The sequence below is a fragment of the Streptomyces sp. MAI_2237 genome (genome assembly GCF_054189285.1).
This window is the reverse complement of the sequence record NZ_JAJPGQ010000003.1, coordinates 993,892-1,019,112: the sequence shown is the minus strand read 5'-3', so window position 1 is coordinate 1,019,112 and position 25,221 is coordinate 993,892. Positions and strand designations below refer to the sequence as shown.

Annotated in this window: 30 protein-coding genes, 1 tRNA gene and 3 pseudogenes; 18 read left to right on the top strand and 16 right to left on the bottom strand. The window is 72.2% G+C overall.

The features are described from left to right. Positions 1-41 precede the first annotated feature (41 nt). Complete coding sequence (locus tag LN251_RS15025) at positions 42-368, bottom strand: antibiotic biosynthesis monooxygenase family protein (RefSeq protein WP_058924162.1); 327 nt, start codon at positions 366-368, stop codon at positions 42-44. Positions 369-398: 30 nt separating this feature from the next. Next, positions 399-827: a VOC family protein gene (locus LN251_RS15020; protein ID WP_458244874.1), complete on the bottom strand. Its 429-nt coding sequence runs from the start codon at positions 825-827 to the stop codon at positions 399-401. A 95-nt stretch (positions 828-922) separates the two neighbouring features. On the opposite strand from LN251_RS15020, the gene LN251_RS15015 reads away from it, so the two are divergent. From LN251_RS15015 to LN251_RS15000, 4 genes are all read left to right on the top strand, one after another. Next, entirely contained in the window at positions 923-2,215 is a 1,293-nt protein-coding gene (locus LN251_RS15015; protein ID WP_458244873.1) for an FG-GAP repeat domain-containing protein, read from the top strand. Between the two features lie 121 nt (positions 2,216-2,336). After that, positions 2,337-3,785: an FG-GAP and VCBS repeat-containing protein gene (locus LN251_RS15010; protein WP_458244872.1), complete on the top strand. Its 1,449-nt coding sequence runs from the start codon at positions 2,337-2,339 to the stop codon at positions 3,783-3,785. Positions 3,786-3,847: 62 nt separating this feature from the next. Further along, positions 3,848-4,837 (top strand): YIP1 family protein, encoded by a 990-nt coding sequence (locus tag LN251_RS15005; RefSeq protein ID WP_458244871.1) that lies wholly within the window; start codon positions 3,848-3,850, stop codon positions 4,835-4,837. A gap of 221 nt (positions 4,838-5,058) precedes the next feature. Beyond that, complete coding sequence (locus LN251_RS15000; RefSeq protein ID WP_249836085.1) at positions 5,059-5,280, top strand: hypothetical protein; 222 nt, start codon at positions 5,059-5,061, stop codon at positions 5,278-5,280. A gap of 498 nt (positions 5,281-5,778) precedes the next feature. Here LN251_RS15000 and LN251_RS14995 read toward each other — a convergent pair whose 3' ends face one another. The 3 genes from LN251_RS14995 to dcd all read right to left on the bottom strand — a co-directional run bounded on the left by LN251_RS14995 (position 5,779) and on the right by dcd (position 7,886). After that, positions 5,779-5,913 (bottom strand): hypothetical protein, encoded by a 135-nt coding sequence (locus LN251_RS14995; RefSeq protein WP_458244870.1) that lies wholly within the window; start codon positions 5,911-5,913, stop codon positions 5,779-5,781. An 882-nt stretch (positions 5,914-6,795) separates the two neighbouring features. After that, positions 6,796-7,305, bottom strand: a complete 510-nt coding sequence (locus tag LN251_RS14990) for a phosphoribosyltransferase (RefSeq protein WP_458244869.1) — start codon at positions 7,303-7,305, stop codon at positions 6,796-6,798. A 5-nt stretch (positions 7,306-7,310) separates the two neighbouring features. Beyond that, positions 7,311-7,886, bottom strand: coding sequence for a dCTP deaminase (dcd, locus tag LN251_RS14985; RefSeq protein ID WP_058924167.1), 576 nt, complete (start codon positions 7,884-7,886; stop codon positions 7,311-7,313). 523 nt (positions 7,887-8,409) lie between these two features. Here dcd and LN251_RS14980 point away from each other — a divergent pair. Beyond that, positions 8,410-8,483, top strand: a tRNA-Gly gene (locus LN251_RS14980). 254 nt (positions 8,484-8,737) lie between these two features. On the opposite strand, the pseudogene LN251_RS14975 reads toward LN251_RS14980, so the two are convergent. From LN251_RS14975 to LN251_RS14965, 3 genes and pseudogenes are all read right to left on the bottom strand, one after another. Beyond that, positions 8,738-9,043: pseudogene (locus LN251_RS14975) on the bottom strand (aldo/keto reductase); the annotation flags it as partial. After that, positions 9,040-9,483 (bottom strand): PIN domain-containing protein, encoded by a 444-nt coding sequence (locus LN251_RS14970; RefSeq protein WP_458244868.1) that lies wholly within the window; start codon positions 9,481-9,483, stop codon positions 9,040-9,042. The pseudogene LN251_RS14975 and the gene LN251_RS14970, both read right to left, overlap by 4 nt. Next, the gene (locus LN251_RS14965; protein WP_458244867.1) at positions 9,480-9,746 is read right to left on the bottom strand and encodes a ribbon-helix-helix domain-containing protein; all 267 of its coding nucleotides are present in this window, start codon (positions 9,744-9,746) and stop codon (positions 9,480-9,482) included. Before LN251_RS14965 ends, LN251_RS14970 begins: the two co-directional genes overlap by 4 nt. Before the next feature lie 310 nt (positions 9,747-10,056). Here LN251_RS14965 and LN251_RS14960 point away from each other — a divergent pair, with 310 nt between their 5' ends. After that, positions 10,057-10,401: a CPCC family cysteine-rich protein gene (locus LN251_RS14960; RefSeq protein ID WP_458244866.1), complete on the top strand. Its 345-nt coding sequence runs from the start codon at positions 10,057-10,059 to the stop codon at positions 10,399-10,401. Positions 10,402-10,503: 102 nt separating this feature from the next. Here the strand turns inward: LN251_RS14960 and LN251_RS14955 are convergent, their stop codons facing one another. After that, positions 10,504-10,974 (bottom strand): VOC family protein, encoded by a 471-nt coding sequence (locus LN251_RS14955; RefSeq protein ID WP_458244865.1) that lies wholly within the window; start codon positions 10,972-10,974, stop codon positions 10,504-10,506. 135 nt (positions 10,975-11,109) lie between these two features. Between LN251_RS14955 and LN251_RS14950 the strand changes: the two genes are divergently transcribed. Both LN251_RS14950 and LN251_RS14945 read left to right on the top strand, forming a co-directional pair. Continuing rightward, positions 11,110-11,340, top strand: a complete 231-nt coding sequence (locus LN251_RS14950; protein WP_458244864.1) for a hypothetical protein — start codon at positions 11,110-11,112, stop codon at positions 11,338-11,340. 119 nt (positions 11,341-11,459) lie between these two features. After that, positions 11,460-12,068: a hypothetical protein gene (locus tag LN251_RS14945; protein WP_458244863.1), complete on the top strand. Its 609-nt coding sequence runs from the start codon at positions 11,460-11,462 to the stop codon at positions 12,066-12,068. Here the strand turns inward: LN251_RS14945 and LN251_RS14940 are convergent. Further along, positions 12,065-12,571, bottom strand: a complete 507-nt coding sequence (locus LN251_RS14940) for a hypothetical protein (RefSeq protein WP_458244862.1) — start codon at positions 12,569-12,571, stop codon at positions 12,065-12,067. The two genes, LN251_RS14945 and LN251_RS14940, sit on opposite strands and share 4 nt — an antisense overlap. 300 nt (positions 12,572-12,871) lie before the next feature. On the opposite strand from LN251_RS14940, the gene LN251_RS14935 reads away from it, so the two are divergent. From LN251_RS14935 to LN251_RS14920, 4 genes are all read left to right on the top strand, one after another. Then, positions 12,872-13,210 carry a MerR family transcriptional regulator gene (locus tag LN251_RS14935; protein WP_458244861.1) on the top strand — a complete coding sequence of 113 codons (339 nt, stop codon included), beginning with the start codon at positions 12,872-12,874 and terminating at the stop codon, positions 13,208-13,210. A 231-nt stretch (positions 13,211-13,441) separates the two neighbouring features. After that, entirely contained in the window at positions 13,442-13,645 is a 204-nt protein-coding gene (locus LN251_RS14930) for a cold-shock protein (RefSeq protein WP_007383480.1), read from the top strand. Positions 13,646-13,823: 178 nt separating this feature from the next. Further along, positions 13,824-15,317 carry a DEAD/DEAH box helicase gene (locus tag LN251_RS14925; RefSeq protein WP_458246726.1) on the top strand — a complete coding sequence of 498 codons (1,494 nt, stop codon included), beginning with the start codon at positions 13,824-13,826 and terminating at the stop codon, positions 15,315-15,317. Between the two features lie 63 nt (positions 15,318-15,380). After that, positions 15,381-15,668 (top strand): SCO5918 family protein, encoded by a 288-nt coding sequence (locus LN251_RS14920; protein WP_058924172.1) that lies wholly within the window; start codon positions 15,381-15,383, stop codon positions 15,666-15,668. A gap of 217 nt (positions 15,669-15,885) precedes the next feature. On the opposite strand, the gene LN251_RS14915 is transcribed toward LN251_RS14920, so the two are convergent. Continuing rightward, the gene (locus LN251_RS14915; RefSeq protein WP_458244860.1) at positions 15,886-16,665 is read right to left on the bottom strand and encodes a polysaccharide deacetylase family protein; all 780 of its coding nucleotides are present in this window, start codon (positions 16,663-16,665) and stop codon (positions 15,886-15,888) included. A gap of 203 nt (positions 16,666-16,868) precedes the next feature. Between LN251_RS14915 and LN251_RS14910 the strand changes: the two genes are divergently transcribed. Next, the gene (locus tag LN251_RS14910) at positions 16,869-17,255 is read left to right on the top strand and encodes a hypothetical protein (RefSeq protein ID WP_458244859.1); all 387 of its coding nucleotides are present in this window, start codon (positions 16,869-16,871) and stop codon (positions 17,253-17,255) included. Positions 17,256-17,283: 28 nt separating this feature from the next. On the opposite strand, the gene LN251_RS14905 is transcribed toward LN251_RS14910, so the two are convergent. After that, complete coding sequence (locus tag LN251_RS14905) at positions 17,284-18,003, bottom strand: DUF4232 domain-containing protein (RefSeq protein WP_458244858.1); 720 nt, start codon at positions 18,001-18,003, stop codon at positions 17,284-17,286. Positions 18,004-18,217: 214 nt separating this feature from the next. Here LN251_RS14905 and LN251_RS14900 point away from each other — a divergent pair, with 214 nt between their 5' ends. After that, a complete protein-coding gene (locus LN251_RS14900) occupies positions 18,218-19,516 on the top strand; it encodes a helix-turn-helix domain-containing protein (RefSeq protein ID WP_458244857.1) in 1,299 nt (432 codons plus the stop codon). Further along, a pseudogene (locus LN251_RS14895) lies at positions 19,513-20,300 on the top strand (glycosyltransferase). Before LN251_RS14900 ends, LN251_RS14895 begins: the two are co-directional and overlap by 4 nt. Positions 20,301-20,370: 70 nt before the next feature. Here the strand turns inward: LN251_RS14895 and LN251_RS14890 are convergent. The 4 genes from LN251_RS14890 to LN251_RS14875 form a co-directional block, all read right to left on the bottom strand. Beyond that, entirely contained in the window at positions 20,371-21,105 is a 735-nt protein-coding gene (locus LN251_RS14890) for a GAF domain-containing protein (protein ID WP_458244856.1), read from the bottom strand. A 51-nt stretch (positions 21,106-21,156) separates the two neighbouring features. Further along, on the bottom strand, positions 21,157-21,921 hold the full coding sequence (locus LN251_RS14885; RefSeq protein ID WP_458244855.1) for a GAF and ANTAR domain-containing protein: 765 nt from the start codon (positions 21,919-21,921) through the stop codon (positions 21,157-21,159). Positions 21,922-22,012: 91 nt separating this feature from the next. Next, positions 22,013-22,201, bottom strand: a complete 189-nt coding sequence (locus LN251_RS14880) for a hypothetical protein (protein ID WP_458244854.1) — start codon at positions 22,199-22,201, stop codon at positions 22,013-22,015. Positions 22,202-22,251: 50 nt separating this feature from the next. Beyond that, positions 22,252-22,680 (bottom strand): hypothetical protein, encoded by a 429-nt coding sequence (locus LN251_RS14875; protein ID WP_458246813.1) that lies wholly within the window; start codon positions 22,678-22,680, stop codon positions 22,252-22,254. Between LN251_RS14875 and LN251_RS14870 the strand changes: the two are divergent. The 3 genes and pseudogenes from LN251_RS14870 to LN251_RS14860 all read left to right on the top strand — a co-directional run. After that, positions 22,598-22,852 (top strand): annotated as a pseudogene (locus tag LN251_RS14870) (nitrate reductase); the annotation flags it as partial. The gene LN251_RS14875 and the pseudogene LN251_RS14870 sit on opposite strands and share 83 nt — an antisense overlap. Before the next feature lie 188 nt (positions 22,853-23,040). Beyond that, complete coding sequence (locus LN251_RS14865; RefSeq protein WP_458244853.1) at positions 23,041-23,760, top strand: response regulator transcription factor; 720 nt, start codon at positions 23,041-23,043, stop codon at positions 23,758-23,760. Further along, on the top strand, positions 23,757-25,145 hold the full coding sequence (locus LN251_RS14860) for a sensor histidine kinase (RefSeq protein ID WP_458244852.1): 1,389 nt from the start codon (positions 23,757-23,759) through the stop codon (positions 25,143-25,145). Before LN251_RS14865 ends, LN251_RS14860 begins: the two co-directional genes overlap by 4 nt. The last annotated feature ends 76 nt before the right edge of the window (positions 25,146-25,221 follow it).

The following is a 25,221-nucleotide window of genomic DNA, read 5'->3' as shown; positions in this document are numbered from 1 at the left end:
GCGCCGCCGTATGCGTCACGACGAGGTCGCCGCCGTATGCGTCACGCGCCCTTCGGCCCGGACTGCTGCACCACCTCGAAGGACCACAGCGTCGAACCACTGGCCGCCGGCCTCGGGCGTTCGCCGCCCTCCTGGCCGCCCTGGTGCGCGGACCTCATCGGGCCCTCCATCCACGCCTGGAAGGACTCCTCGTCCCGCCAGCGGGTGTACACGAGGTACTGGTCGGTGCCCTCGACCGGGCGGAGCAGCTCGAACCACTCGAAGCCGTCGGAGCCGTCCACGGTGTGGGCCCGGGAGGCGAACCGCTTCTCCAGGACCTCGCGCTGCTCGGCCGGCACGGTCAGTACGTTGATCTTGACTACGCTCATGGGCCCATCCTCCACCCGACGGCCCGGGCCTCAGAACACCGGCTGCCCGATCGCCAGCAGGTTCCCCTCGCTGTCCCGGAACCACGCGCCGCGCTCCCCGCGGGCACCCTTGCTCGGGTAATTGCCCTCGACCTCCGCGATCGAGTCCACGGTTTTCAGTCCCGGCGCGTCCACCTCCTCGAAGACCACCCCGCGCCGCCGCAGCTCGGCCACGACGGCCGGCAGATCCCCGACATCCTCGAACGCCATCTGCGTGAACGTCCCCGGCGAGGTTCCCGTGGACCGGAAGAGCACGAAGTCCACTCCCCCGCACCGGTACAGCAGCCCGCCCGGCCGCTCGTCCACGGGCTCCAGCCCGAGCATCTCGGCGTAGAAGCGGCGTGCCCGGTCGAGATCCTGGGCGGGCAGCCGGGTCGCCACCCGCGCCCCCGCCAGAACATTCCCTCCGTCTGCACTCATCCCTCCACTGTGCCCAGGCCCGGGCGAGCTGTCGCGGTGTCCCGGACGCGTGCATGATGGGGCCGGCGTAGTCGGCGGGGCGGGCGGGGTGGGCGGTGCGCGTGCGAAGCGGCGGGACGACGGTCACGGCGGCGATGTGCGGCTGCCTCCTGCTGCTCGCCGCCTGCGGCCCCGGCACGGACACGCCCGCCGCCGGACACGCCCCCACACGGCTCTCGGACGCCCCCGCCAGGCTGCCCGTCCCGCGCGGCACGGGCAGCAAGGCCGCCGACGACTTCAACGGCGACGGCCACCGCGACCTCGTCCTCGACGACCTGGTCAAGGCCCACCGCCACGCCGACGACGCCGGCATCGGCATCGTCTACGGCAGCGCGCGCGGACTCGTCCCGGGCGCACGGCAGTTGCTCACCCCCGCCGGCTACGCGGCCCGCACGGGGGGCCGTCTCCCGGCCGTCCTCGACGCGGAGGCGAGCTGCGACCTGGACCGGGACGGCTTCACCGACCTCGTCGTCTCCACCGACCCGCCCTACGACGGCCGGGGCCGGCCGCCGGTCCCGCTGCAGATCCTCTTCGGCTCCCCGGCGGGCCTGACCCGCGCGGTCCACCTCGCCGTCCCCGCCCGCGCCCGCGCCGGCACCGACTGGCCCGATCAGCCGGTGTGCGGCGACTTCGACGGCGACGGCGCGCAGGACCTGGTGCTGCACGCCTCCGGCGGCCGACTCACTTGTCTGCGCGGCCCGTTCGGCCGCAAGGGCACCCCGCACGCGGCCGCCGCCCCGGTCCCCTCCACGGGTGAGGTCCCGACCGGCCCCGCGGCCGACATCGACCGCGACGGTTACGACGACCTGGTCGTCCGTACGACGGGGGGCTCCGGCACCTCGACGATCGTCCTCGGCGGTCCGGACGGCCCCACCCGCACCGGCGCCGCCCTTCCCGAGGGCCTCGCCGTCGCCCTCGGCCGTCTCGGCCGGGGCACGGCCCTGGACGCGGCGGTCGGCACCACCGCCGAAACGTCCCTGCGCTACGACCTCCCCGGCTCCGCCCGCGCCACCCTCGCCGTCCCCGGCCGCCGCCTGGCCACGGCCGACCTCGACGGGGACGGCCTGAGCGAACTCATCGCCGAGGGAGGCGAGTTGAAGGTGTTCCACGGCCGCGAGGGCGGCCTCTCGGCAGCGGACACGGTGACCGTGCAACCGCCGGCCCCCGGCACGACGACGCTCCTCACGGCGGCGGACTTCGACGGCGACGGCCGCGCCGACCTGGTGCTGCGGACGCACCGCGGAGAGACCGAGGACACCGTCACCGTCCTTCCCGGCACCCGGAAAGGGCTGGTGGCGGCGCGGCCGGCGGTCCGCTTCTCGACATCGGAGTTCCTGGCCGACCGCTGACCCGCCTGAGAATATTTACCGTTCTCACGTACAACCCTTACCTGACGGCAAAGGTCTCCCCAGGGCACGCCACCGACTGTCGATGCCCCCGGGCATCCCCGCATGCCGCAGGAGACCCCGCATGCACAAGACCCTGCGACTCGCCCTCGCGTCGGCCACCGCGGCCGCGCTGACGGGCGGGCTGCTCACCCTCACCGCCGCCCCGGCGACCGCCGCGCCCTCCGGCCTGGCCGCCGACTTCAACGGCGACGGCTACCGCGACACCGCCGTCGCCGCCCCCTGCGCCACCGTCGGCACGGTCTCGTGCGCCGGCGCGGTCGTGGTGCTGTACGGCTCGTCCTCCGGTGTCTCGGCCACCAGGAAGACCGTGATCACGCAGAACTCCACCGGCGTCCCGGGCACCGCCGAGGAACTGGACCGCTTCGGCGACGGCCTCGCCACCGGCGACCTGGACGGCGACGGCTACGCCGACCTGATCGTCGGCACCCCGAACGAGGGCATCGGCGACCGCGCCGGCGTCGGCAGCGCGACCGTGATCTGGGGCTCCAAGTCGGGCCTGTCCGGCGGCGCCTCGCTGCCCTCCCCCTCCGGCCTGAGCGAGTGGGGCGGCTACGCCGGCTCCGTCGCCACCGGCGACTTCAACGGCGACGGCAAGACGGACGTCACCGCCACCGGCCAGAGCCGCACCGGCCTGCACCGGGGCCCCTTCACCCGTACCGGCAAGCCCCTGAGCCTGACCCCCGTGGAGGAGGTGGGCACCACGTACGAGGTCTTCGCCGGGGACATCGACGGCGACCGGGCGGCCGAGCGGGTGTACCCGTACCTCCTGGAGAGCGACGAGGCCGGCGTCATCGAGTACGTCCACTACGACCCCGCCGGCTGGGACGACCACCCCGAGTCCGACTACGCGCGGACCGCGCTGCCCGCCGCCGACGGCCACCAGGGCGCGATCGGCGACATCAACGGCGACGGCTACGGCGACCTCGTCCTCGGCGACCACGAGGACCCGCGCGCCGCCAAGCCGGGCGGCCACAAGGGCGGCCAGATCAGCGTCTGGTACGGCGGCCCGAACGGCCCCGACCCCGCGCAGACGCCGACGGTCGTCCACCAGGACACGGCGGGCGTGCCGGGCTCCGGCGAGACCGACGACCTCTTCGGCTCGGCGCTCGCCGTCGGCGACATCAACGGCGACAAGTACGCCGACGTCGCCGTGGGCGCCTACGGCGAGGACAACGGCACCGCCAGGGACTCGGGTTCGGTGACGATCCTGTTCGGCTCGGCCACGGGACTGAAGACCTCGAACGCGACGTCGTACACCCAGAACACCACGGGCGTGCCCGGCAGCAGCGAGACCGGCGACGCCTTCGGCATGACGGTCCGTCTGACCGACCTCGACAAGAACGGCAAGGCCGACCTCGTCATCGGCACCGGCTACGAGAACGGGTACGGGGCCGTCACCGTCCTGAAGGGCACCGCCTCCGGCCTCACCACCACCGGCGCCGAGTCGCTCACCGCCCGCGACCTCTCCCTCAAGGGCGGCGCCGACTTCGGCTGGGAGATCGCCCTGTGAGGCAGGGGGACTTACGGGTTTCGGGGGCTCCCTAAGGGGCCGCCTGGCCGTCCCCTTAGGGGATGTCACAGGTCGGCCGCAAAGCCGGACCCGAACCGCCGGGTCCGGCACGTCACTCTCCGGGACCAGGTACGTTCGAAGGCGTGGCTGGATTCAGGATCGGACGCGGCGGCCGGAACAACGGCGCTCCGCAAACGCGACCGCAAAACCCCCCGCACGGACAGCAGACGCCGCAGGGACCGTCGTACGGCTATCCGCCGGCGCCGCATCCCCACCCGGGTCGGCAGCACGGCAACGGCGGCGGCCAGTGGCCGCAGTCGGGCGGTGCCGGCGGCTACGGCGAGCCGGAGTACTTCGGCGACGGCGGCGGCTACGCGCCGCACGGCGGCCCGGACCCGTACGCGGCCAACAACCCGGGTCACACCCAGGCGTTCTCCGTCGGCGAGGACCCCTACAGCCAGGGCGAGACCTACCGCGCCGGTTCGGCCCAGTCGCCGTCCGGCCCGATCGGCCCCCGGCTGCACTGGAAGGACCTGCTCCGCGGGATCGTCCTCTCCCCCGCCCAGACGTTCCTGCAGATGCGGGACTACGCCATGTGGGGGCCGGCCCTCGTCGTCACCTTCCTCTACGGCCTGCTGGCCGTCTTCGGCTTCGACGGCGCCCGCTCGGACGCGATCAACGCCACCCTGTCGAACGCGGTGCCGATCGTCCTGACGACCGCGGTCGCCATGGTCGTCTCGTCCTTCGTCCTGGGCGTGGTCACCCACACGCTGGCCCGCCAGCTCGGCGGCGACGGGGCCTGGCAGCCCACGGTCGGCCTGTCCATGCTGATCACGTCCCTCACGGACGCCCCCCGCCTGGTCTTCGCCATGTTCTTCGGCGGCGACGCGACATTCGTGCAGATGCTCGGCTGGGCCACCTGGGTGGCGGCCGGTGCCCTGCTGACCATGATGGTCAGCCGCTCCCACGACCTGCCCTGGCCGAAGGCCCTGGGCGCGTCGGCGATCCAGCTGATCGCCCTGCTGTCGATCGTGAAGCTGGGCACGTTCTAGGAGCCGGCCGTCATCGGACCGACGAGAGGGGCTCCCGGGGTGTCACCGGGAGCCCTGGCACGGTCTGGCCCGGTCGGGAAGGAAGCCGTGGCCGGTTTTTTTCCGGCCGTTTCTCTCCTCCCACCTGGAAACCCCAGGTCAGCGGCGGTCAGCGGTGGCCGTCATCCTGATCTGTGCCGCCGGCCACAGCGAGCGGGGCACAACTGGGCGCATACTGAGCCATGACAAAGCCTGCGGCATCGAAGCGCCATCTGCCCACCAGCCCGTTCAAGGCGCCGGTCGCACCGGCCCCGAAACACTTCGCGACGGGCGACCAGGTCACCCACGACATGTACGGCCTCGGCCGGGTGATCGGCATCGAGGAAGGCATCGCGGCCCTCGTGGATTTCGGCACGGCCCAGATGCGCATCCTGAGCCCGTACACGAAGATGACCAAGTTGTAGAACCGCTGTGCCCGGTCACGGCACACCGGGCCCCTTCAGGAGCCCGTAACGAAAGGCAGACCTCTCATCGACCAGACTTCGCTGTTCTCCGCCCCCCTGGAAGGGCAGCCCCGCCGCCCCGCCGCCGTCTCGCCGCCTCCGGCGACGGCGCCGTTCCAGGCCCCGGACTTCGGCCGGGACGAGTTCTTCGAGGACGACGAGTCCTTCTCGTCCGAGGCGCAGGAGCCCGAGCCCACCCGGCGCCCGGCGCGCCAAAGGGCCACTCGCCGGTAGTCGACGGCGGTGCGGGCCCCGACGCCGCAGCAGCGAGAGAGCCCCCCGGCGTTCCGCCGAGGGGCTCTCCTGCCGCCCGCACCGTCTCCGCGCACCCCGCGGCTCAGACGGCTTGCCGGTTCTCCTCGGGCGCCTCTCCCGACCTGTGCACCGGAGCCAGAACACTCCAGGCCGACTTGACCCTTTGAGGGTGGTGACGGGAAGGCCTCCGTCCCAGGCAAGCACTCAGGTGGCGTGGAGCGGACACCGCTCATCGGCCGCCAGGTGAATATCGCCCTCCCAGACGTAGAAGCCGCCGTCCAGCCAACCCGTGCCTCCGCAGGCGCGGTCGGCAGGATCCAGCGACAGCCGAAGGCTCACGGCGACTCCTTCGAATCGGATGTGGCCGCGCCCGGGGTCGACGGGTGCGGCCCACCCTTCACTGCTCCGCGCTCTTGCCCCAACGGGCCACGGTCGCACGGGAGATCCCGGTTGGCGTCAACTACCGCTCGGGCCAGCTTGTGGATTCTGACGTGAGCGCGCTTCGAGCGCGATGGCAGCTTTCCGTGACGATGGTCGTTGCGTACGGCTCCGTCTCGTCAGCGTCCTGGTCCACGGGGGCGGATGCGGCTTGGAGGCCATCTGCCATCGCCGAGGTGGCCGCTTCCACAGGGTTGGGATGACTCCGCCGAGCGAAGTGCGCGACCGCGACGTCCCTGAAATGACCTTCGCAGAGTTTGCGCTCTGTTTCGGTGGGCCACTGCTCTTCTCCTGCGCAGCGGCAACACGGTTCACCGCGCATGAACATGACCTCGATCATGATCATTCCGTTCCGCTGGACCGTACGGACCGGCAAAAATCACCAACGGTCACTGGCGAAATTCACCACGCCGCTCGGCTACCCCTGAGCCTGGCCCTGAAACAGGGGGATCGGCTTGCCCACCGGCGACGAGCCCCTCGATGAGGCGGGCGGCATTGCATCCGTTCAGCCATACCCGTGCCCCAGCCGTGCCCGATCGAGCGGGAAGCCACGGGGAGCACGGCTGCCGGACATGAGAATGGCCCCTCACCAGATATCCAGGTCAGGGGCCGTTTCCACTTGCTCTCAGCGCGGAGGCGGTGGGATGTGAACCCACGGTGACATCGCTGCCACGACGGTTTTCGAGATCAATAACCGTACCGGGGTCTCGACCACGCCGGCACGGCATGAGGCCTCGCACAGATGCCAGAAGGGCTCTCACGACTGCACGGAGCAATGCCAGGTCACAGGGCTTCCTTCGACGGAGTGATCGGCTCCCCCGACTTACGTACTACGGGCAAGACGCTCCAGGGGAAGTTGATCCACTCGTCGGTGCGCTTCCACACGTACTCGCACTTCACAAGCGACTGCGACTTCTCGTAGATGACGGCGGAGCGCACCTCGGCGACGTGGTCGAGGCAGAAGTCCCGTACCAGTTTCAGCGTCTTGCCGGTGTCGGCGACGTCGTCGGTGATGAGGACCTTCTTGTCGGAGAAGTCGATGACGTCGGGGACGGGCGCGAGCATGACCGGCATTTCCAGGGTGGTGCCCACCCCGGTGTAGAACTCCACGTTCACCAGGTGGATGTTCTTGCAGTCCAGGGCGTAGGCGAGCCCGCCGGCGACGAACACCCCGCCGCGCGCGATGCTCAGGACCACGTCCGGCTCGTACCCGTCGTCGGCGATGGTCTGCGCCAACTCGCGCACAGCCGTCCCGAACGCCTCGTAGGTCAGGTTCTCCCGAACGCCGCTCACGTCCGTCACACCTGCGTCCTGTGGAAGTTGAGGTAGGAGCGCGAGGCGGTGGGCCCGCGCTGGCCCTGGTACCGGGAGCCGTACCGCTCGCTGCCGTACGGGAACTCGGCGGGCGAGGAGAGCCGGAACAGGCACAGCTGCCCGATCTTCATGCCGGGCCACAGCTTGATGGGCAGGGTGGCGAGGTTGGAGAGCTCCAGGGTCACGTGACCGGAGAACCCGGGGTCGATGAACCCGGCGGTGGAGTGCGTGACGAGCCCGAGCCGGCCGAGGGAGCTCTTGCCCTCCAGGCGGGAGGCGAGGTCGTCGGGAAGCGTGATGACCTCGTACGTCGACGCGAGCACGAACTCCCCGGGGTGCAGGATGAACGGCTCGTCGCCCTCCGGCTCCACCAGCCGCGTGAGGTCGGGCTGCTCGACGGAGGGGTCGATGTGCGGGTACCGGTGGTTCTCGAACACCCGGAAGTACCGGTCCAGCCGGACGTCGACGCTCGACGGCTGCACCATGGAGTCTTCGAAGGGATCGATCCGTACCCGCCCGGCGTCGATCTCGGCCCGGATGTCCTTGTCTGAGAGAAGCACGCCCCGAGGATACGCAAGGCGCGCGAGCCGACCACAATCGTGGCAGCTCGCGCGCCTGCGCTTTCGTGCTGTCAGCCGGCCGCTCGGGCCGCTACCGCTTCTCGAGGGTCACCGGTACGACGCTGCGAAGCCGCGCACAGCGGGGACATCGGAGCAACCGACCGGGGCCGAGCCGCTCGGCCTGCTGCATCGGGAACGAAGCGGTGCTGAACACGTGCCCATCGGCACAACGGACGACGGTGCGCTCCATCAAGTTCTGGAGTCCCTTCCCCAAAGAGCCTCGCCGGGCTGCTGCTCACCGGACGACAAATGCCACATTACGGGATCGAAGGAACGACTCTCCAGGCGGCACTCCGGCCTCACCCGGACCCTCTCCCTCCCCTCCACCGTACGCCCCAACTCCTGCCCCTCGCAGCCCCATCCATCCCCTGAAACGCGCTCAGACCCCGCGGCTCCAGCGCCGGGGGTCTGCCATGAGGTAAGGTGACGTTGCGTTCCGACACCGACTCGTTCGGCGTCTTACGCGGGTGTAGTTTAATGGTAGAACATCAGCTTCCCAAGCTGAGAGCGCGAGTTCGATTCTCGTCACCCGCTCCACGAAGGCCCAGGTCACAGACCCGGGCCTTTTTGCTGCCCGCTGTGATCAGTGGTCGCGTGCCAGATTAGTGCCGGAAGGCCGATCGTCCGCCGTACCCGGTGGACCATCCGGCACACCAGCAGCTTCCTGGCGCGGCCTACGTGCGGTCGCGTCGAGACCGGCTGCAACTTCCTGCTGTCGACCGTCGTGGGAGTGCTGATAGATCAGCGCGGCCTTCTCGGACGTGGCGCAAGCGCTGACGACGCGCCCGCTCGCCGAGAAGAGCCACTTCGTCTTCGGTCAGGCGCAGGCTTCCGGCGGCGATGTTCTCCGCGAGGTGCGCCGGGTTCGTGGTACCAGGAATGGCCAGCAGGTGTGGACCGCAGTGGAGGGTCCAGGCGAGCCGTACCTGGGCCGGCGTGGCGTTGTGGGCGCGAGCGACCGAGTGGACCCGCGCGCTGTGCTCCTGGCCTGCGGCGGCCTCGCGCCGCAGGCCGGAGACTGCGAAGAACGGGACGAAGGCGATGCCCCGCTCCCGGCAGTGGAAGCAGGTACTTGACTGCGGTCGCGCCCGCGTCAGAGCGGGAGGTCGTCGGGAAGTACACGGAACGCCTTGTGACGGCCCAGCGGGCGTACCGCCCGGAAGTCTCGTCGGTCCAGGGTGAGGATCGCGTCCGTGTCGTAGTCGGCGGCAAGCGCCACGTTCACCGCGTCGGCGAGGTCGAGGTCCAGCGCGCGGTAACGGACGCGGACGGACTGGGCGGCGCCCAGGTGGTCCTGCGTGATCTCCGGCAAGACGACACGCCCCCGACTCATCCAGCGTCGCAGGTCGTCGACCGCGCTGAGGGCAGCCTCCCTGCCGAGCTCACGCGTCGCCACGTGATCCAGTTCGGCCAGCAGGAGCGGGGACATGACCAGCAGGCCCGCTGCCATGATCGCCTCGTTTGCCGCCCCGTGCTCCGGGTGGGCCGAGTCGAGCGCCGCCAGCAGGCCGGACGTATCGGCGATGACGATGATCACGCTGCGGATCCGGAGCCCGAGCCGGTCTCACGCAGGACGGCATCGGCGACCGCGTCGCGGACCTCCGACGTGGGCAGCGTGCGCCCCGGCCCTTCGAAGGTGCGTGAAAACAGTGGCTCGTCCCAAACCCGGTTCGCCATGGCTGCAAGGTGGATGCCGTGGCGGATGATCTCGGCCTCGCTGATGCCCCGGCGCTTGGCGGCCTCCTTGATGATCGCCAGGTCCTCGGGGTCCGCGTAGACGTTCGTGCGCTTCATGGACATGTACCAAAGGTAGTCCATGTACCGGATTGATGTATCCCCGCACACCTCCCCATGTCGCGTTGCCGAGGACCAGCCGAGCCGACCTCAGGCGCCCCTTTCGGGTGCCAGACTGATCCTGGGGAGAGAGGTACGTCATGGGGGTTCGTTTTCCGTGTCGGTGCGCCTGGGATGAGTGTGCGAGTCTCGACTCGTGGAGTGCGCACCTCGGTCGCGCCACGTGCGGCGAGGCTCAGCGTGGGCACCGGCGGGGCCAGGATGTCGACCGGGCTCGGCCCCTTCTACGCGTCGAGTTCCCTCGGGGGTGACCTTCATGAACGTTTTCGGCAGCGCTGAGGACGGGCCCTACCGCTGCCCGTGCTGCGGCTTCATCACGCTGGCCGAACGCGGGGCATTCGAGATCTGCGACGTCTGCTACTGGGAGGACGATGGCCAGGACGAGCACGACGCACACGTGGTGCGCGGCGGCCCCAACCACGACCTCAGCCTGCGTCAGGCACGACGGAACTTCGAGGCGCTCGGTGCGTGCAACGCGTACTGCACTCAGTTCGTCCGCGCTCCACGACCCGAGGAACGCCCGGACAGCGGTACGCCTTACGGAACGGGCCGCCTCCACGGGCCGCCCGGTGCGCCGACTCCGTTCAGCGCGAAGGCGTGAAGTCGGCGGACCGGTCGAGGTGGAACGCGGACCGAGAACAGGTGGCCCCTGTGCACCTCGTGAGGCGGGGGCAGGGTCGGCGGCTCCCGTTCGTCCAGGGCGTCAGGGGCGGCCTTCGGAGGGCTGTGCGGAGGCCGCGTATGCCTCGGGGCCCTGTTGCGCTGCTGCGGGGTCCATCCACATGATCTGCCAGCCGTGGCCGTCGAGGTCGAAGAAGCTGCGGGCGTACATGAAGCCGTGGTCCTCGGCGCCGTCCGCCTCGGTCGCACCCGCCGCGAGTGCCGCGGCGCCGACCTTGTCGACCTCTTCGCGGGAGGACACGCTGAAGCAGTACAGCGCCAGCGCGTGCGTGGTCGGGTCGGCCAGCGGCAGCTTCGAGAACTGGGCGAACTTGTCCCGGGTGAGCAGCATCACGAAGGCGTCCTCACCGACGAGCATGCAGGCGGAGGTCTCGTCGGAGAACGCCGGGTTGAAGCTGAACCCGAGTTCGGCGAAGAACCCCTTGCTGCGCGCCAGGTCGGTGACGGGGAGGCTCACGAACAGCATGCGGCCGGGGTGTGCGGGCTGGGTCATGTCGGGTCTCCAGTCGGTGGTTCGATGACGTACGAGCTGGTAGACCGGGGCGGTCGGCGGAACTCATCGGTGGGCCCGGACGAGCCGCACGCGTCCCTTGCGGCCATGCCGCGAGGTGATCGGAGGGGGTGGGCGATGGCGTCGCTCGTTCAGGGAGTCGTGGGGCTGCTCCTGCTGCTCGGGGCCGGCGCCTGCGGGACGGTGGCGGGCGGCTGCCGCGGTGCGGACGTGTGGGTCTGGGACTGGGCGGAAGCGATGCGCCGACCGTACGGACGGGCCTGGCGCAGCCTGACCACCCTGCGCATCACGTTCGGGGTCCTGAGCGTCTTCCTGCTGGCGGGAGCGCTGCACTACCTGATCCGCTGACAGGTCATACGGCCCATGAAGCGGGGCCTTTCGGCATCTGCGCGGAGCGCCGGTCCCCGTCGGACGGTCGATGAGTGGCACGAGTACGGCCACGCGGTACGGCTGTGGGTGGTGAGGGCATGCGCCGGATGCTTCTGCCCGTCGTGGCGTTGACCATGGGCATCGCCACCGCCTGCGGCACGACGGGCAGCGGTGGGACGGCGGCCACCCCGTCGGCGTCCGCGACCACGACGGGCTCCGCTCCCGCTCCGACGGTCACGAGGACCGTCGTCGTCACCCCCACCACGCGGCCGGCACGTGGGCCCCGTGCCGTGGTCGAGGCCTACTACGCCGCCATCAACTCCCACGACTACAGGACCGCCTGGCGACTCGGGGGAAGCAACTTCAGCCCGGACTACGACAGTTTCGTGGCGGCCTTCTCCGGAACGGCACACGACCGCCTGCGCGTACTGCAGGTGTCCGGTTCGGCCGTGACGGTCAGCCTGGAGGCGACGCAGACCTCCGGTGTCGTCAAGCTCTACAGCGGCACCTACTACGTCTCCGGCGGAGTGATCACCGGTGCCCGCATGAGCCAGACCGGCACCTCTTCCTCGCCGGCCCCGGGCGGCTTCGTCCATCCCGGCGCGTGGTGCTCCCCCGAGGGCGCGACCGGCCGGACGGATCGTGGAACGGCGATGGTGTGCTCCAGCAAGCCCGGTGATGAGCAGCCCCGTTGGCGGCGTCGCTAGCCGCAGGGCGGGGCGTCGGCGCTGTGCGGGCAGGGGCGGCGGCCGGGCTTCGTCCTCGCGCGGGCCGGAGCGGCGGGAAGTCCGCGGATGGTGATGATCACGCACAGCGCCGCGAGGGGGAGTTCCACGCCGACCGCCATGGCCAGGGCCGATATGAGGTCGGTGCCCGATGTCGCCGTGGTCGTGTCGAACCAGGCGTCGGCGAGCAGGAGCGCGGCGGTCGCCGAGGCGCCGAGGGTGCGCCGGGGGTCGCGCCGCAGGACCAGCAGGCCCGTGGTCACGAGGCCGACGGCCTCCAGGCTGTCCAGTCCGACCCAGGTCAGGGACTCGCGGGCGCTGTCGACGAGGACGCCCGTCGCGAGGACGGCGAGCCAGGGCAGCAGGGCCAGACCGCACACGACGAGGCCGTAGCCGATACGGCCGCGGTTGCGCTCGTCCATGACCGGGTCCCGGACGGACGATCTCGGCACGCCGGAGCGGGGCGGAAGGTCGAGGACGGTCATACGGCGGTCTCCTGGGTCGCGGGCAGCGGTGGCTCGGCGGTGACGGCCTCCTTTACGTCTGTGTTCGAGTCGCCCGCGATCAGTCGTACGAAACGTCCGAAGCGGGCGACGACGCCATCGTCCCTCTGTGATCTGAGAGGCATCTGTGCGGCTGATGAGAAAAGTGCCGGGGGGAAAGTCTGTCGCGGCGGGGCCAGATCTCCGGGCCGGGCGGCGTTAAGGTTGTCCGGCAGGTGGGCCGCGCCGGACCTCCGGCCGCGTCCGCCCGGTCCCTCCCCGTGTTCCCGAAGACAAGGTGCTATGCCCGCTGACCACGCCCCTGCCACCGGGAACCTCGACGACGACGACTACCCCGCCTACACCATGGGGCGGGCCGCCGACGTGCTCGGGACCACTCCCGCCTTCCTCCGGGCCATCGGCGAGGCCGACCTGATCACCCCGCTGCGTTCGGAAGGCGGTCACCGGCGGTACTCCCGACGGCAGTTGCGGATCGCCGCCCGCGCCCGCGAGCTCGTCGACCAGGGCACGCCCATCGAGGCCGCCTGCCGCATCGTCTCCCTCGAGGACCAGCTCGACGACACCCGCCGCCTGAACCGGGAAATGCGCCGCGGGCTCGACGAGCCCACCACGGATACCTAGTCCGGCCGCTGCAGAAATACGCGGCACGACGGGGTGAGGCTTCCGGAGTGATCGGGAAATCGACGGGAGTTCCCACCCGACCTGTGTTAGCGTGATAGCAGTTGCAGTTTTGGTTGCCAGAGAATTTTTTCTTTGCAGAGCTTTCCGGATCTTTCCGGAGGGGTGATCATCGCGGCGACTCGGACTCCGTAAAGTGCGGACTCCGGCACTGCCCCCCAAGGGAGATTCAATATGGCATCTGGCACCGTGAAGTGGTTCAACGCGGAAAAGGGCTTCGGCTTCATCGAGCAGGACGGCGGCGGCGCTGACGTGTTCGCCCACTACTCGAACATCGCCACCAGCGGCTTCCGCGAGCTTCAGGAAGGCCAGAAGGTTACCTTCGACGTCACGCAGGGCCAGAAGGGCCCGCAGGCCGAGAACATCGTTCCCGCCTGACGCTGACGCGACCGCGTGACCGGGGCCCGCACCTAGGGGTGCGGGCCCCCGGTCATGCTTTCCGCATTTCCCGGGCCTTTTCTCGGCCCCATTTTCTTCGGCTCATTCTTGCGAATCCTCGTGCGGCTCCCGCTGCGAGTGGAATTCCTCGATGCGCCGCATCGAGGAGGGTTCCTCCATGGACCGCACCCGCCGTAACGGCCGCGCCTCCGGTCGCTTCCGAGCGCAGGAGAAGGGCCGCCAGAGTCATCGTCCGGACACCGGGCGGACCAGTGGCCGACGGGCACACGCCACGCCACGCCCGCAGGAGTTCACTCTTCCGGCGACACTCACCGAGCCGTTGCCGCCCGTCGCGGCCTTCGCCGAACTCGACATGCCCGCCCGCCTGCTGAGCGCGCTCGAGGCGGAGGGCGTGACCGTGCCCTTCCCGATCCAGGCGGCCACCCTGCCGAACGCCCTGGCCGGACGCGACGTGCTGGGCCGCGGACGTACGGGCTCCGGCAAGACGCTCGCCTTCGGCCTGCCCGTGCTGGCCCGGCTCGAAGGGCAGCGGGCCCTGCCCCGGCAGCCGCTCGCTCTCGTCCTCGTCCCCACCCGGGAACTGGCGGGTCAGGTCACCGACGCGCTCACCCCCTACGCCCGCGCCCTGCGGCTGCGGCTCGCCACCGTCGTGGGAGGCGTGTCGATCGGCCGCCAGGCGAGTGTGCTGGGCGGCGGCGCCGAGGTCGTCGTGGCGACGCCCGGCCGGCTGAAGGACCTCATCGAGCGCGGCGACTGCCGGCTGGACCAGGTCGGCGTCACCGTCCTGGACGAGGCCGACCAGATGGCCGACATGGGCTTCCTGCCGCAGGTGACCGCGCTGCTCGACCAGGTCGGTCCCGGGGGCCAGCGGTTGCTGTTCTCCGCCACCCTGGACCGCAACATCGACCTCCTGGTGCGGCGCTACCTCCACGACCCCGTCGTGCACTCCGTCGACCCGTCCGCGGGCGCCGTCGTCACGATGGACCACCACCTGCTGCACGTCCACGACGACGACAAGCGCACCACCGCGACCGAGATCGCCGCCCGCGAGGGCCGGGTGATCATGTTCCTGGACACCAAGCACGCCGCCGACCGGCTGGCCAAGCACCTGCTGTCCGTGGGCGTGCGCGCCTCGGCCCTGCACGGCGGCAAGTCGCAGCCGCAGCGCAACCGGACGCTCGCCCAGTTCAAGGAGGGCCACGTCACGGTCCTGGTGGCGACGAACGTCGCCGCGCGCGGCATCCACGTCGACGACCTCGACCTCGTCGTGAACGTCGACCCCCCGGGCGACCACAAGGACTATCTGCATCGGGGCGGCCGTACGGCCCGGGCCGGCGAGTCCGGCACGGTCGTCACCCTCGTCCTGCCGCACCAGCGGCGCGCGATGGACCGTCTGATGGCCGACGCCGGCATCACCCCGAGCACCACCCGGGTCCGGCCGGGCGAGGACGAGCTGCGGCGCATCACCGGCGCCCGGACGCCCTCCGGGGTGCCCGTCACCGTCGCCGCACCGCCGCCGCCCGCCCGGAGCGCGGGTACCGGCACCGGTTCCGGCAATCGCCGCCGCAGGGGACGGCCCGGCGGCCGGGGCGGGGCCGCACGGTCCGCCGCCGCCCGCGGCCGTGGCGCCGCGCCGCGCGGCAACTCCTAGCCCGGTCCGCTCCCCCCGTAGTCCCCGGGACCGGCGTCCCTGCCCGACTTCATGGAGGCATCCATGCGTTGTGTGATCGCCCGCTTCCCCTTCGACCTCACCAAGAGCGAGGTCGAGCGGTCGATGAGCGGTGTCGAGCCCGAACCCCTCACCGGGGTGACGGTCACCATCGGCAGCCGCGTCTACCCCGTGATGCAGGTCGGGGAAGTGATCACGCGGCAGAACCGCCGCGATTTCACCTCGGGCGAGATGCGCCGGGCGCTGACCCGCCTCGGCTTCACCTGCCAGGACGCCGCGCCGAGCACTCCGGCGCAGGACCCGCCTCCCGGCGGGGACGTCCTGGGCTGGTGACCCCGCCGGCGCGTGACACGCGCCGTGCCGTGTCGACGCTCCGGCACGTTACGCGCCTCGTGCCGTGTGAACGCCGCGGGATGTGGCACCCGTCGAACGGGCGGGCCGTACAGCGGAACCGGGTCCCGCCGGGGCGGTTCGGCCAGGAGCCGCGGACCGCGCGGGACCGTACGGCCCGTGCCGTACGGCCGCCCGGCCCGGCGGCGCTGGCGAGGCCTCAGGGCCGGTAGACCATGCCCGGCCGGGGCTCGGCGGGCGCGAGCAGCTGCGAGACCGTGACGATGGTGTAGCCGCGCCGCTCGAGCGCCTTGAGGATGCCGGGGACGGCGGGCACCGTGCCCTTGTGCAGGTCGTGCAGCAGGATGATGCCGTCGCGATGGGTCTGTTCGAGCACCCGCTGGGTGATCAGGGCCGAGTCGGTGGTCTCGTAGTCCTTGGCGGTGACGCTCCACAGCACCTGCGCCAGGCCCAGCTCTCGGCAGATCTTGGCCACGTCGCGGTCGGTGCGGCCCTGCGGCGGGCGCATCAGGACGGGCTTGGTGCCCGTGATCCTCTCGATGGCGTCCTGGGTGCTGCTCAGCTCGTGCCGGGCGTCGGCCGCGTCGATCTGCGTCAACACCTTGTGGTTCCAGGTGTGGTTGCCGATCTCGTCGCCCTCGTCCTTGATACGGCGGACGATCTGCGGGTACGTGTCGATGTGCCCCTTGCCCTGCAGGAAGAACGTCGCGTGCAGGTGATGGCGCTTCAGGATGTCCAGCAGGCCCGGGGTGGTCGGGCTCGGGCCGCCGTCGAAGGTGAGGGCCACGCACTTGGCCTTGCGGCAGTCGACCGGCCCCGCCACCGATCCCGACGCCTTGCTCCGGGCGGCGCGCGGTGAGGTGTGGTCGTAGGTGGTGACCGTCAGGGCCACGATCACGACGACGGTCAGGGCGACGGTCGCGGCCGTGGCGAGGGCGATGAAGAGGCGCGACGGTCTTATTCGAGCGTATTTCGACACAGCAGAGATCCCCCATGAAAAGACATGTCCGGCGTTGACTGTCGTTGACCGTCACCGTTCGTTATGGATGGCTATTCGACTCATGGGGTTCATCCGCGCGCGGAACATGGCCGGGAGACGACCCCCCCGCGCAGGCGCCGGGGCGGTGGCAACTCCGGTGCCGCCGCGCGCCGGCACAGGTTGTCCGGCTAGGCTCCCGAGGCATGAAGCACCCTGACGACCTGCTCCGCGCGATCGCCGCGATGGTGGAGGCGCAGCACAGCAGTCAGATGTCCCTGACCGTGGTGACTCCGGGAGGCGTCATCACCGGACGGCTCGCCCCGGAGGCCCTGTGGAAGGAGCGCGTGGCCGAAGTCCTGCGCGACTCCGACCACCTGGGGCGGTTCGCCGCCGCGTTTGCCCCGTCCAAGGACGACGGCGACCCCCCGCCGGACGACGGCGCCGGCGAGGGCCCCACCCACCTCCACTTCCATGTCGCCCGGATCCTCCAGGGCAGTTACGGCATCCCCGACACCGGCGGCATGTACCGGGTCGCGCTGGAGGACGTGAGCGCGTGGACGATCGGGGACATCGGCTACTCCGACCGCTGAGGCGGCGGCGCGCCTCGGTGCCGGCCCGTCACCAGGCCAGGGCGTCGTCCAGGGTGGACTGCCAGTACGAGACGCGGAGCGAGTCGTCGACGTGGACGCCCTTGGCGGGCAGCGACGGACGGGCCGCGGTCGTGCCGTTGTTGAAGTACACCTCCAGCGACTTGGCCGTGTAGCCGTTCGAACCGCTGCCGTCCGCGGAGGAGAGCAGGACGCTCGCGTAGCCCGACTCCCCGGGGGCCAGCGTGACCACCGCCTGCGGCTTGGAGGCCTCGAAGACCGGCGGGACGGCCTGGGCCTCGCCGAAGCGGGGCGCCGGGTAGCCGATCAGGTCGCAGTTCTTCGAGCCGGTGTTGGTGACGGTGAGGAGAAGGTGGTTCAGCGGGCGGGAGACCACCGTGGCCGTCGTACGGGTGGCGGAGGTGGAGCAACGGGTGCGGGCGGAACCCGAGCCCGCGCCGCCCGCCGCGCCCTTGGCGCCGGTGGAACCGGAGGAGTTCGCGGCGGCCGAGGAGTGCACGGAGGTCGACGCGTTCTTGCCGGCGGCGGAGTTCCCGGAGGACGAGGAGCCCTCGGAACCCGCCGTGGACGCGGACGTGGGCGTGGCCGACGCGGACACGGACGCCGCGGACGCCCCCTCGTCGTGGACGCCCTCTCCGTCCTGGCACGCCGTCAGCGTCAGTGCGGCGACCGCGAGTGCGGCGGCGGTGAGGATGCGGGCGCGGCCGGTGCGGTGCGTACGTGCGGACATGTGATCCCCCATGTGATGTACGGGTGTTGGCGCGGACCGCTCGACCGGGTGCCGGGAGCGGCGTGCTTGGATGGCCCAAGGGTGTGGGGCGATCCGTCCCGGCCGCCAGGACCGCCGGGACATCCGGGACACTGGAACGCCCGCAACGGCCCTGACCTGGGGGAACGACCAGCCCCTGGAACGCGGGTCCGGAACGTGGGGAGAGGGAGGAACGGTGGCGGGGGACGAGTTCTCGGAGCTGCTGGGGCGGTTGAAGGAGCGGTCCGGGCTCAGTTACGGCGTGCTCGGCAAGCGACTGCACACGAGCGGCTCCACGCTCCACCGGTACGTCAACGGGGACGCCGTACCGACCGACTACGCACCCGTGGAACGGTTCGCGCGGGCGTGCAGGGCGACGCCCGAGGAACTGGTGGAGCTGCACCGGCAGTGGATCCTCGCGGACGCCCGGCGCCGGGAACAGCGGACGGCAACGACCGAGGCGACGGAAACCGACGCGGTCGGCGAATCCGGCACGAACGTCGAATCGGAGCAGACCGGCGAGCAGACGCCCGCCGACCGACAGGCGCCCACCGACGAACAGGCTCCCGCCGCCGGGGAGTCCGTCGCGCGGCGGCGCCGTACCGTCGTGTTCGCCGGGGCCGCCGTGGTGGCAGCCGTGGTGTCGGCGGCGCTCGTGGTGGGTCTCGTGCCCGGCAAGGGAGACGACGACCGGGGTGACCGGCGCACCGTGGGGGCGGCCGCCTCCGCGTCCGTCGGCAGAAGTCCCGGCGCCACCCCGTCGGCCGAGGGCGGGTCCGCCTCGCCGTCGGCCTCGCGCGGCGGCACCCCTACGGCTTCCGTCTCCGCGCCCCGAAGCGGCGGAGCGGGGGCGGCTCCGCAAGCGGGATCGCGGGACGGGGCCACCGCGCCCACCGTCGCCGTCGACCCGTACAAGTGGGAGGACCAGTGCAGCCAGCACTACCTGGTGGATCGGCAGCCCGAGCAGGTGCCTCCGCCGCCCGGCGAGCAGGACGCGCGCGGATGGGTCGGCGCGCTCGGCGGGGTGCCCGGTGGGGAGCAGATGCTCGCGCTGACCGTGCAGGGCACCGGCAAGGCCACCGTCGTCCTGGAAGCGCTGCATGTGCGGGTGGTGGACAAGAGCGCGCCCCTCGCGTGGAACGACTTCACGATGGGCGTCGGATGCGGCGGCGGGGTGCGGACGGCGGCCTTCGGGGTGGACCTGGACGCCGGGCGGCCCGCGCTCTCCCCGAAGAACGGCGAGCGGGACTTCCCGTACAAGGTGAGCGAGTCCGACCCCGAGGTGTTCTACGTCTTCGCGGACGCGCGGGCGCACGACGTCAGCTGGTACCTGGAGCTGGACTGGTCCAGCGGTGACCGGCAGGGCACGGTACGCGTCGACGACCGCGGCAAGCCGTTCCGCACGAGCGGGAACGTGGGCCGGCCCGCGTACACCTATCCGCTCGGTTCCTCGGAGTGGGGGCGCGACGAGGTGAACCCGAGCGTTCCCGGCTGATTCCTCGGCTTCCCAGGAGCGTGCTGCGCACCCTGGCCGCCCTGCCGGAGCGGCCCGCCGTGATCGTCGTCGCCAACGGCTCGGACGACGCCACGCGCGCCGCGCTGGGCCGCAACCTCGCGGTGCGGCACACGGACACGCCCTACGTCGCCTTCAGCGACGACGACTCCTGGTGGAGCCCGGGCGCCCTGCGCCGGGCGGCCGACCTGCTCGACGCCCACCCCCGCCTCGGACTGCTGGCCGCCCGCACCCTGGTCGGCGCCGACGCCACCGAGGACCCGATCAACGCCGTCCTCGCGGACTCGCCGCTGCCCGCCGAACCCGACCTGCCGGGCCGGCCCGTGCTCGGCTCCTGGGCTGCGCCTGTGTGGTGCGCCGTGAGGCGTTCCTCGCGGCGGGCGGCTTCCACCCGCTGCTCTTCTTCGGCGCGGAGGAGACCCTCCTCGCCTACGACCTGGCCGCCGACGGCTGGGGAGTGACGTACGAACCCGCCCTGACGGCCCGCCACCACCCCGATCCGGCGGGCCGCGAGGGCCGCGGCCATCTGGAGCTGCGCAACGAGGTGCTGACCCTGTGGCTGCGCCGGCCGCTGACCGTCGCGCTGCGGGCCGGCCTGCGCCTGGCGGCCGCCGCGGTCACCGGCGATCACGCCGCCCGCCAGGCCCTGCGCGGCGTGCCGGCCCGGCTGCCCGCCGCGCTCGCCCGCCGCAGGCGGCTCCCGGCGCACGTGGAACACGCGGCGCGCCTGGTGGAGGAGGCGTCACGGGCGGGGCGGCACCCTTGATGGGCACACCGTGGACACGGCCCGGGGTCCGGAGCCGACGCGTCCCCCTCGCGCCGGTGTCGAACGGGGCTCAGCCCGTCCGCGGCTCCAGGACGGCGGCCGGCTCCAGGGTGCGGCTGACCAGGGCGTGGGCCGTCTCGGTGAGGCGGAGGTGCCGCCGGGTCACGTAGCCGTCGAGCAGACGGGCGGCCTCACCGACGGTGGATCCCGCGTACTCCGCGATCATGCCCCTGGCGATGTCCAGCGTCGCCTTCGCGGCGATGACGCTCTGGACGCGGGTGACGACGTCGTCGGCGCGGGCCGGCTCGGCGGACCAGTGCATCAGGCCCAGCGACGCGGAGTCCGCGAGGGCCTGCGCGAGATCGACGTCGTCCGCCGCCAGCTGCCCGGCCCGCCGGCGCAGCAGGGTGAGGCCTCCCAGGGAGCGCTCGTGCAGCCGCATCGGGATCGCCTGCAGGGACCGGTAGCCGGTCGTGGTCATGGCGGTGACGAGTCCGGGCCAGTGTTCGTGCTCGGCGCCGATGTCGGGGACGCTCGTCGGTGTGCCACTGCGGTAGCAGTCCATGCAGGGCCCCTGGCCGGTCTGCACCTGCAGGAGCTCCATGAACTCGGCGTCCTCGTCGGTCGCCGCCATCGTGCGCAGACCGCCCCGGGCGTCCGCGATCATCACGGCCACGGCGTCCACGTCGAACAGGTCCCGGCAGGTGTGGACCAGCCGGTGGAAGAGGCTCAGCGGGTCGAACTCCGCCGCGTAGGTGTCGGACAGGGCGACGAACGCCCGCGCCAGCTCTCGCTCGCGGTTCATGCTCGCCTCCCCGGCTTCGTGGTCGCGCGCTGTGGCATGCGCCTGGTGTTGTCAGTCATCGCCGAGATCCATGGTCCGGTCGACGATGGCACGGGCGACTTCGGTCGCGGTGCGCCCCTGGGCGAAGGCCCGGGCGCGCAGCCGCAGCAGGGCCTCCTCGGCGCTCACTCCCAGCCGCACCATGATCATTCCTGTGGCGTGGTGCACCTCCTCGCGGTCCGTCTCCGCACCCGCCAGCCACGTTACGACTCCTTCGGGGGCCGGGGAGCCGTGATCGAGCGCCATGACGGCGTGCGTCACCGCGTCGGCCACCAGCAGGGCGGTGCGCAGGTGGGGTCCGGTCAGGGAGCCCGAGTCCTCGCGGTAGAGGTCGAGGGTGCCCAGCGAGTGCCCGGCTCCGGCCAGCGGCAGCGAGAAGACCGACTGCGCGCCCGACCTGACCGCCTGGACGGAGAACAGCGGCCAGCGGCTGGTGTCGGGAGGGCGCGTCAGGTCCGGCGCGAACACGGGGGCCCGCAGCCGGACGGCCTCCGGGCTGGGGCCCTCGCCGAGGGTGTACTGGATGTCGGCCAGCCGGGTGGCGACGTCGTCGCTGGCGCACAGCACCACACCCGTGCCGTCGTTGTTCCCCGCCACCGACACCGACAGACCGGTCGCCAGCGGGAGCAGCCGGGAACAGGCACGGCACAGCGCGTCCGGCATGTCGGGCGGCCGCAGACCGTCCACCGCCGCGATGAGTTCGCGGGCGATGCGGGTTCGTTCGAGCTCCGTCTCCCGGTCCGCGTCACCACCGCCCAGCACGTCACCGCCCGCCATGCGCCTCACCTCCCCCGCGGCCGTGCCCCGCACCCGTCCCGCCCGATCTTGGCACACACGGGCATGGACCAGGCGTGTACGGCGATGTCCGTCAGGGACCCGACCGGCCGCTCTCCCACTCCTCGCTCCTCTCCTCGTCGGACGCCTCTTCGTCGCCCTCCGCCTGCGAAGGGGTCGTACGGGGCGGCTCCTGCGGGTCGGTCCCCGACGGTCGCCGGCCGGTACCGGGGTCGTCCTCGTCCCGCTCGCCCTCGGCCTGTGACGGGGTGGATTCGCTCATGTCGGCCTCCTGGACCTCGGATGGCCGCCGGGTACCCGGCCCGCGCGTTCTCAGCGGTGCCGGTGCAGGTATTCGAGCGCGTCCAGGACCACGGTGCGCCCGTACCAGGAGCGCCAGGCCGCGAGGTCGACCGCGAGCGCGGTGAGCTCCTCGCGCTGCCGGCCCGTCAGCCACGCCCCGGGCAGGCTGCGGTGCAGGGTCAGGGTTCCGGTGCAGTGCGCGTCGGGCGTGGTCAGCGGCTGGCTGTGGACGGCGTGGCTGCCGGCCTTGAGCAGGGCACGGCCCGCGGGGTGGACGGACAGGGCCGGGTCGGCGGCGACATCCGCGACGGTGACGGCCGCACGCCGCAGCTGGGCCCGGGCGCACACCTGGGGTGGGTGGGCGACGAGCGCGACCTGGGCCGGCGTCTGCGACGTCCCGGCGCGGACCATCACCGAGGCCGCCGAGATCGTCGGCGGCGCCGAGCGGCTGCTGTCCACCGTCCTCCAGGGCGTCTACCAGTCCCACCAGGCCACCGCGGCCGCCTGCCAGGTCAACAACCTCCAGCTGATCCGCGGCATGCTCGGCCGGCCGGGCTGCGGGGTGCTGCAGATGAACGGCCAGCCCAGCGCCGAGAACACCCGCGAGTGCGGCGCGAACGGCGTGCCACCCGCAGACACTGCGCCAGATGCGCTGGACCAACACCCTGTTCAAGACCCACTCCCCGCAGCTGCTGGCGTCGGCCCCCTGAGCTGGGGAGCCTGGGCTCGCAGGGACGAACGGCCCCTTCCGTCGGTGCGCGCCGGCGCGCAGGCTGGGATGCTGGCAGGCGGGGCACCTCAGCGCGCCGGGAGGCGGTCGTGAGCACGAACGGGCAGGCCGCCGGCGCCGTCGAGGAGACACGGGTGCTGGTCGTCGAGGACGACCGCGGCATCGCCGACTCCCTGGTGCGCGGCCTGCGGCAGGCCGGCTACGTGGTGGAGGGCGTCCGGACCGGGCGGGCGGCCCTGGCGGCCTCGTCCCCCGACGTCGTCCTGCTCGACCTGGGGCTGCCCGACATCGACGGTGTCGAGGTGTGCCGGCGGCTGCGGGCCCGTTCGGACGCCGCGATCATCGCGGTCACCGCGCGCGGTGAGGAGGCGGATCGGGTGGTGGCCCTCGACGAGGGGGCCGACGACTACCTGGTCAAGCCGTTCGGGCTGGCCGAGTTGATGGCCCGGATGCGGGCCGTGCTGCGCCGCCGGCGCCCGAGCGGACCGGAGGTCCTGCGGCACGGCCCGCTCACCGTCGACCTGCGCACCCGGCAGGTGTCGGTGGAGGGCCGGCCGGTCGCGTTGACGCCGAAGGAGTTCGGGATCCTGGAGTGCCTCAGCGCCGATCCGGGGCGGACGGTGAGCCGGCAAGAGATCCTGGAGCGGGCCTGGGACGCCCACTGGTACGGCCCCACCAAGGTGCTGGACGTGCACGTCGCCGCCCTGCGGCGCAAGCTCGGCATGCCCGGGCTGATCGAGACGGTGTACGGGCACGGCTTCCGGCTCGGGGCCGTCGCGGACGCCGAAGGGGCGGGGGAGCCGTCGTGAGCCGGCGCATCGCCCTGACCTTCCTCGTCCTGACCACCGCGCTGCTGGTGCTGGCGGTGGTGCCGCTCGGGGTGCTGATGACGGCCCGGGAACGGGTGTCCTTCCGTGACGACCAGCAGGCGGCGACCCGGGCGGTCGCCGCGGCGGCCGAGGAGCACCTCTCCGACCACCGGTCGGCCGCGGTCATGGGCAGAGAGCTCAACGCGGCGGCCGAGGCGGGCGACTGCGCCGCCGTCTACGACGGCTCGGGGCGCCTGGTGGCCAGTACGCCCTGCAAGGCCGCGCAGGGCGAGGAGGCCGACGAGCTGGTGGGCCGGGTGCTCGCCGGGCACGAGCCGGAACCGCCGCAGAACGAGGGACGGCTGCTGGCCGCCGAACCGGCCGGCGATGTGCGCCGGCCCGCCGGGGCCGTCGTCCTGGCCCGTTCCGCCGCGCCGCTCGACGCCCGTATCGCCGCGATCTGGGGCTGGTCCGCCGGGATCGGGACGCTGGCCCTCGCCGCGTGCGTGCTGCTGTCCGTGCGGCTCGCCCGCTGGGTGAGCCGTCCGCTGTCCACGCTGGACGCGGCCGCCCGCAGGCTGGGCGAGGGGGACCTGGAGGAGCGGGCCGTCGTGGACGGCGGGCCGCCGGAGGTACGGCGGCTGGCCACCACCTTCAACACGATGGCGGGGCGCACCGAGGCACTGGTGCACGGGCACCGGGCCGTGATCGCCGACGTCTCGCACCAGCTGCGCACCCCGCTCGCCGCGCTGCGGCTGCGGCTGGACGTGCTGGCCGCCGGGGCGGAGGGCGAGACCGCGGCGGAGCTGGCGGCCGCGCAGGTGGAGATCGCCCGGCTGTCCCGGCTGGTCGACGGCCTGCTGGCGGTGGCGCGCGCCGAGCAGACCACGCCCCGGCCCGTCGCCGTCCCCGTCGCCGAGGTGGTGGAGGAACGGGTGGCCGCCTGGGCGCCGGTCGCGGAGGAGCGGGGGGTGCGGCTGACGGCCGCGGCCGGGCCCGCTCCGGCCGCGGCGCTGGGCGGCGGGCATCTGGAGCAGGTCCTCGACAACCTGATCGCGAACGCCCTGGACGCCGTGGACGACGGGGGCCGGGTGACCGTCGCGCGGCGCGTGGTGGCGGGGCGCTCGGCCGAGGTGCGGGTGGTCGACGACGGGCCGGGGATGGAGGCGGAGGCCAAGGAGGTGGCGTTCCACCGGTTCGGCAATCCCGAGGCCCGGGGCAGCGGGCTGGGCCTCGCCATCGTGCACCGGCTGGTCACGGTGAACGGGGGGACGGTACGGCTGGAGGACACCCCCGGCGGCGGGCTGACCGTCGTCCTGGAACTGCCCCTGTGGACGAGGGAGACGACGGGGGCGAGATCTTTACCGGTTCTGAAGGAGAGGTGAGCGGATTCCGAGGGGGCGTCGGCGGAGCCTGGAGATGTACGCAGCCGAACGTGGGCCGCCGATCCTCCAGGAGCCG

Coding starts and splice junctions, on each gene's coding strand:
- LN251_RS15025 (WP_058924162.1), bottom strand. CDS start 368: ATGAGCGTAGTCAAGATCAACGTACTGACCGTGCCGGCCGAGCAGCGC.
- LN251_RS15020 (WP_458244874.1), bottom strand. CDS start 827: ATGAGTGCAGACGGAGGGAATGTTCTGGCGGGGGCGCGGGTGGCGACC.
- LN251_RS15010 (WP_458244872.1), top strand. CDS start 2,337: ATGCACAAGACCCTGCGACTCGCCCTCGCGTCGGCCACCGCGGCCGCG.
- LN251_RS15005 (WP_458244871.1), top strand. CDS start 3,848: ATGTCACAGGTCGGCCGCAAAGCCGGACCCGAACCGCCGGGTCCGGCA.
- LN251_RS15000 (WP_249836085.1), top strand. CDS start 5,059: ATGACAAAGCCTGCGGCATCGAAGCGCCATCTGCCCACCAGCCCGTTC.
- LN251_RS14965 (WP_458244867.1), bottom strand. CDS start 9,746: ATGTCCATGAAGCGCACGAACGTCTACGCGGACCCCGAGGACCTGGCG.
- LN251_RS14960 (WP_458244866.1), top strand. CDS start 10,057: ATGAACGTTTTCGGCAGCGCTGAGGACGGGCCCTACCGCTGCCCGTGC.
- LN251_RS14955 (WP_458244865.1), bottom strand. CDS start 10,974: ATGACCCAGCCCGCACACCCCGGCCGCATGCTGTTCGTGAGCCTCCCC.
- LN251_RS14950 (WP_458244864.1), top strand. CDS start 11,110: ATGGCGTCGCTCGTTCAGGGAGTCGTGGGGCTGCTCCTGCTGCTCGGG.
- LN251_RS14945 (WP_458244863.1), top strand. CDS start 11,460: ATGCGCCGGATGCTTCTGCCCGTCGTGGCGTTGACCATGGGCATCGCC.
- LN251_RS14940 (WP_458244862.1), bottom strand. CDS start 12,571: ATGACCGTCCTCGACCTTCCGCCCCGCTCCGGCGTGCCGAGATCGTCC.
- LN251_RS14935 (WP_458244861.1), top strand. CDS start 12,872: ATGCCCGCTGACCACGCCCCTGCCACCGGGAACCTCGACGACGACGAC.
- LN251_RS14930 (WP_007383480.1), top strand. CDS start 13,442: ATGGCATCTGGCACCGTGAAGTGGTTCAACGCGGAAAAGGGCTTCGGC.
- LN251_RS14925 (WP_458246726.1), top strand. CDS start 13,824: ATGGACCGCACCCGCCGTAACGGCCGCGCCTCCGGTCGCTTCCGAGCG.
- LN251_RS14920 (WP_058924172.1), top strand. CDS start 15,381: ATGCGTTGTGTGATCGCCCGCTTCCCCTTCGACCTCACCAAGAGCGAG.
- LN251_RS14910 (WP_458244859.1), top strand. CDS start 16,869: ATGAAGCACCCTGACGACCTGCTCCGCGCGATCGCCGCGATGGTGGAG.
- LN251_RS14905 (WP_458244858.1), bottom strand. CDS start 18,003: ATGTCCGCACGTACGCACCGCACCGGCCGCGCCCGCATCCTCACCGCC.
- LN251_RS14890 (WP_458244856.1), bottom strand. CDS start 21,105: ATGAACCGCGAGCGAGAGCTGGCGCGGGCGTTCGTCGCCCTGTCCGAC.
- LN251_RS14885 (WP_458244855.1), bottom strand. CDS start 21,921: ATGGCGGGCGGTGACGTGCTGGGCGGTGGTGACGCGGACCGGGAGACG.
- LN251_RS14880 (WP_458244854.1), bottom strand. CDS start 22,201: ATGAGCGAATCCACCCCGTCACAGGCCGAGGGCGAGCGGGACGAGGAC.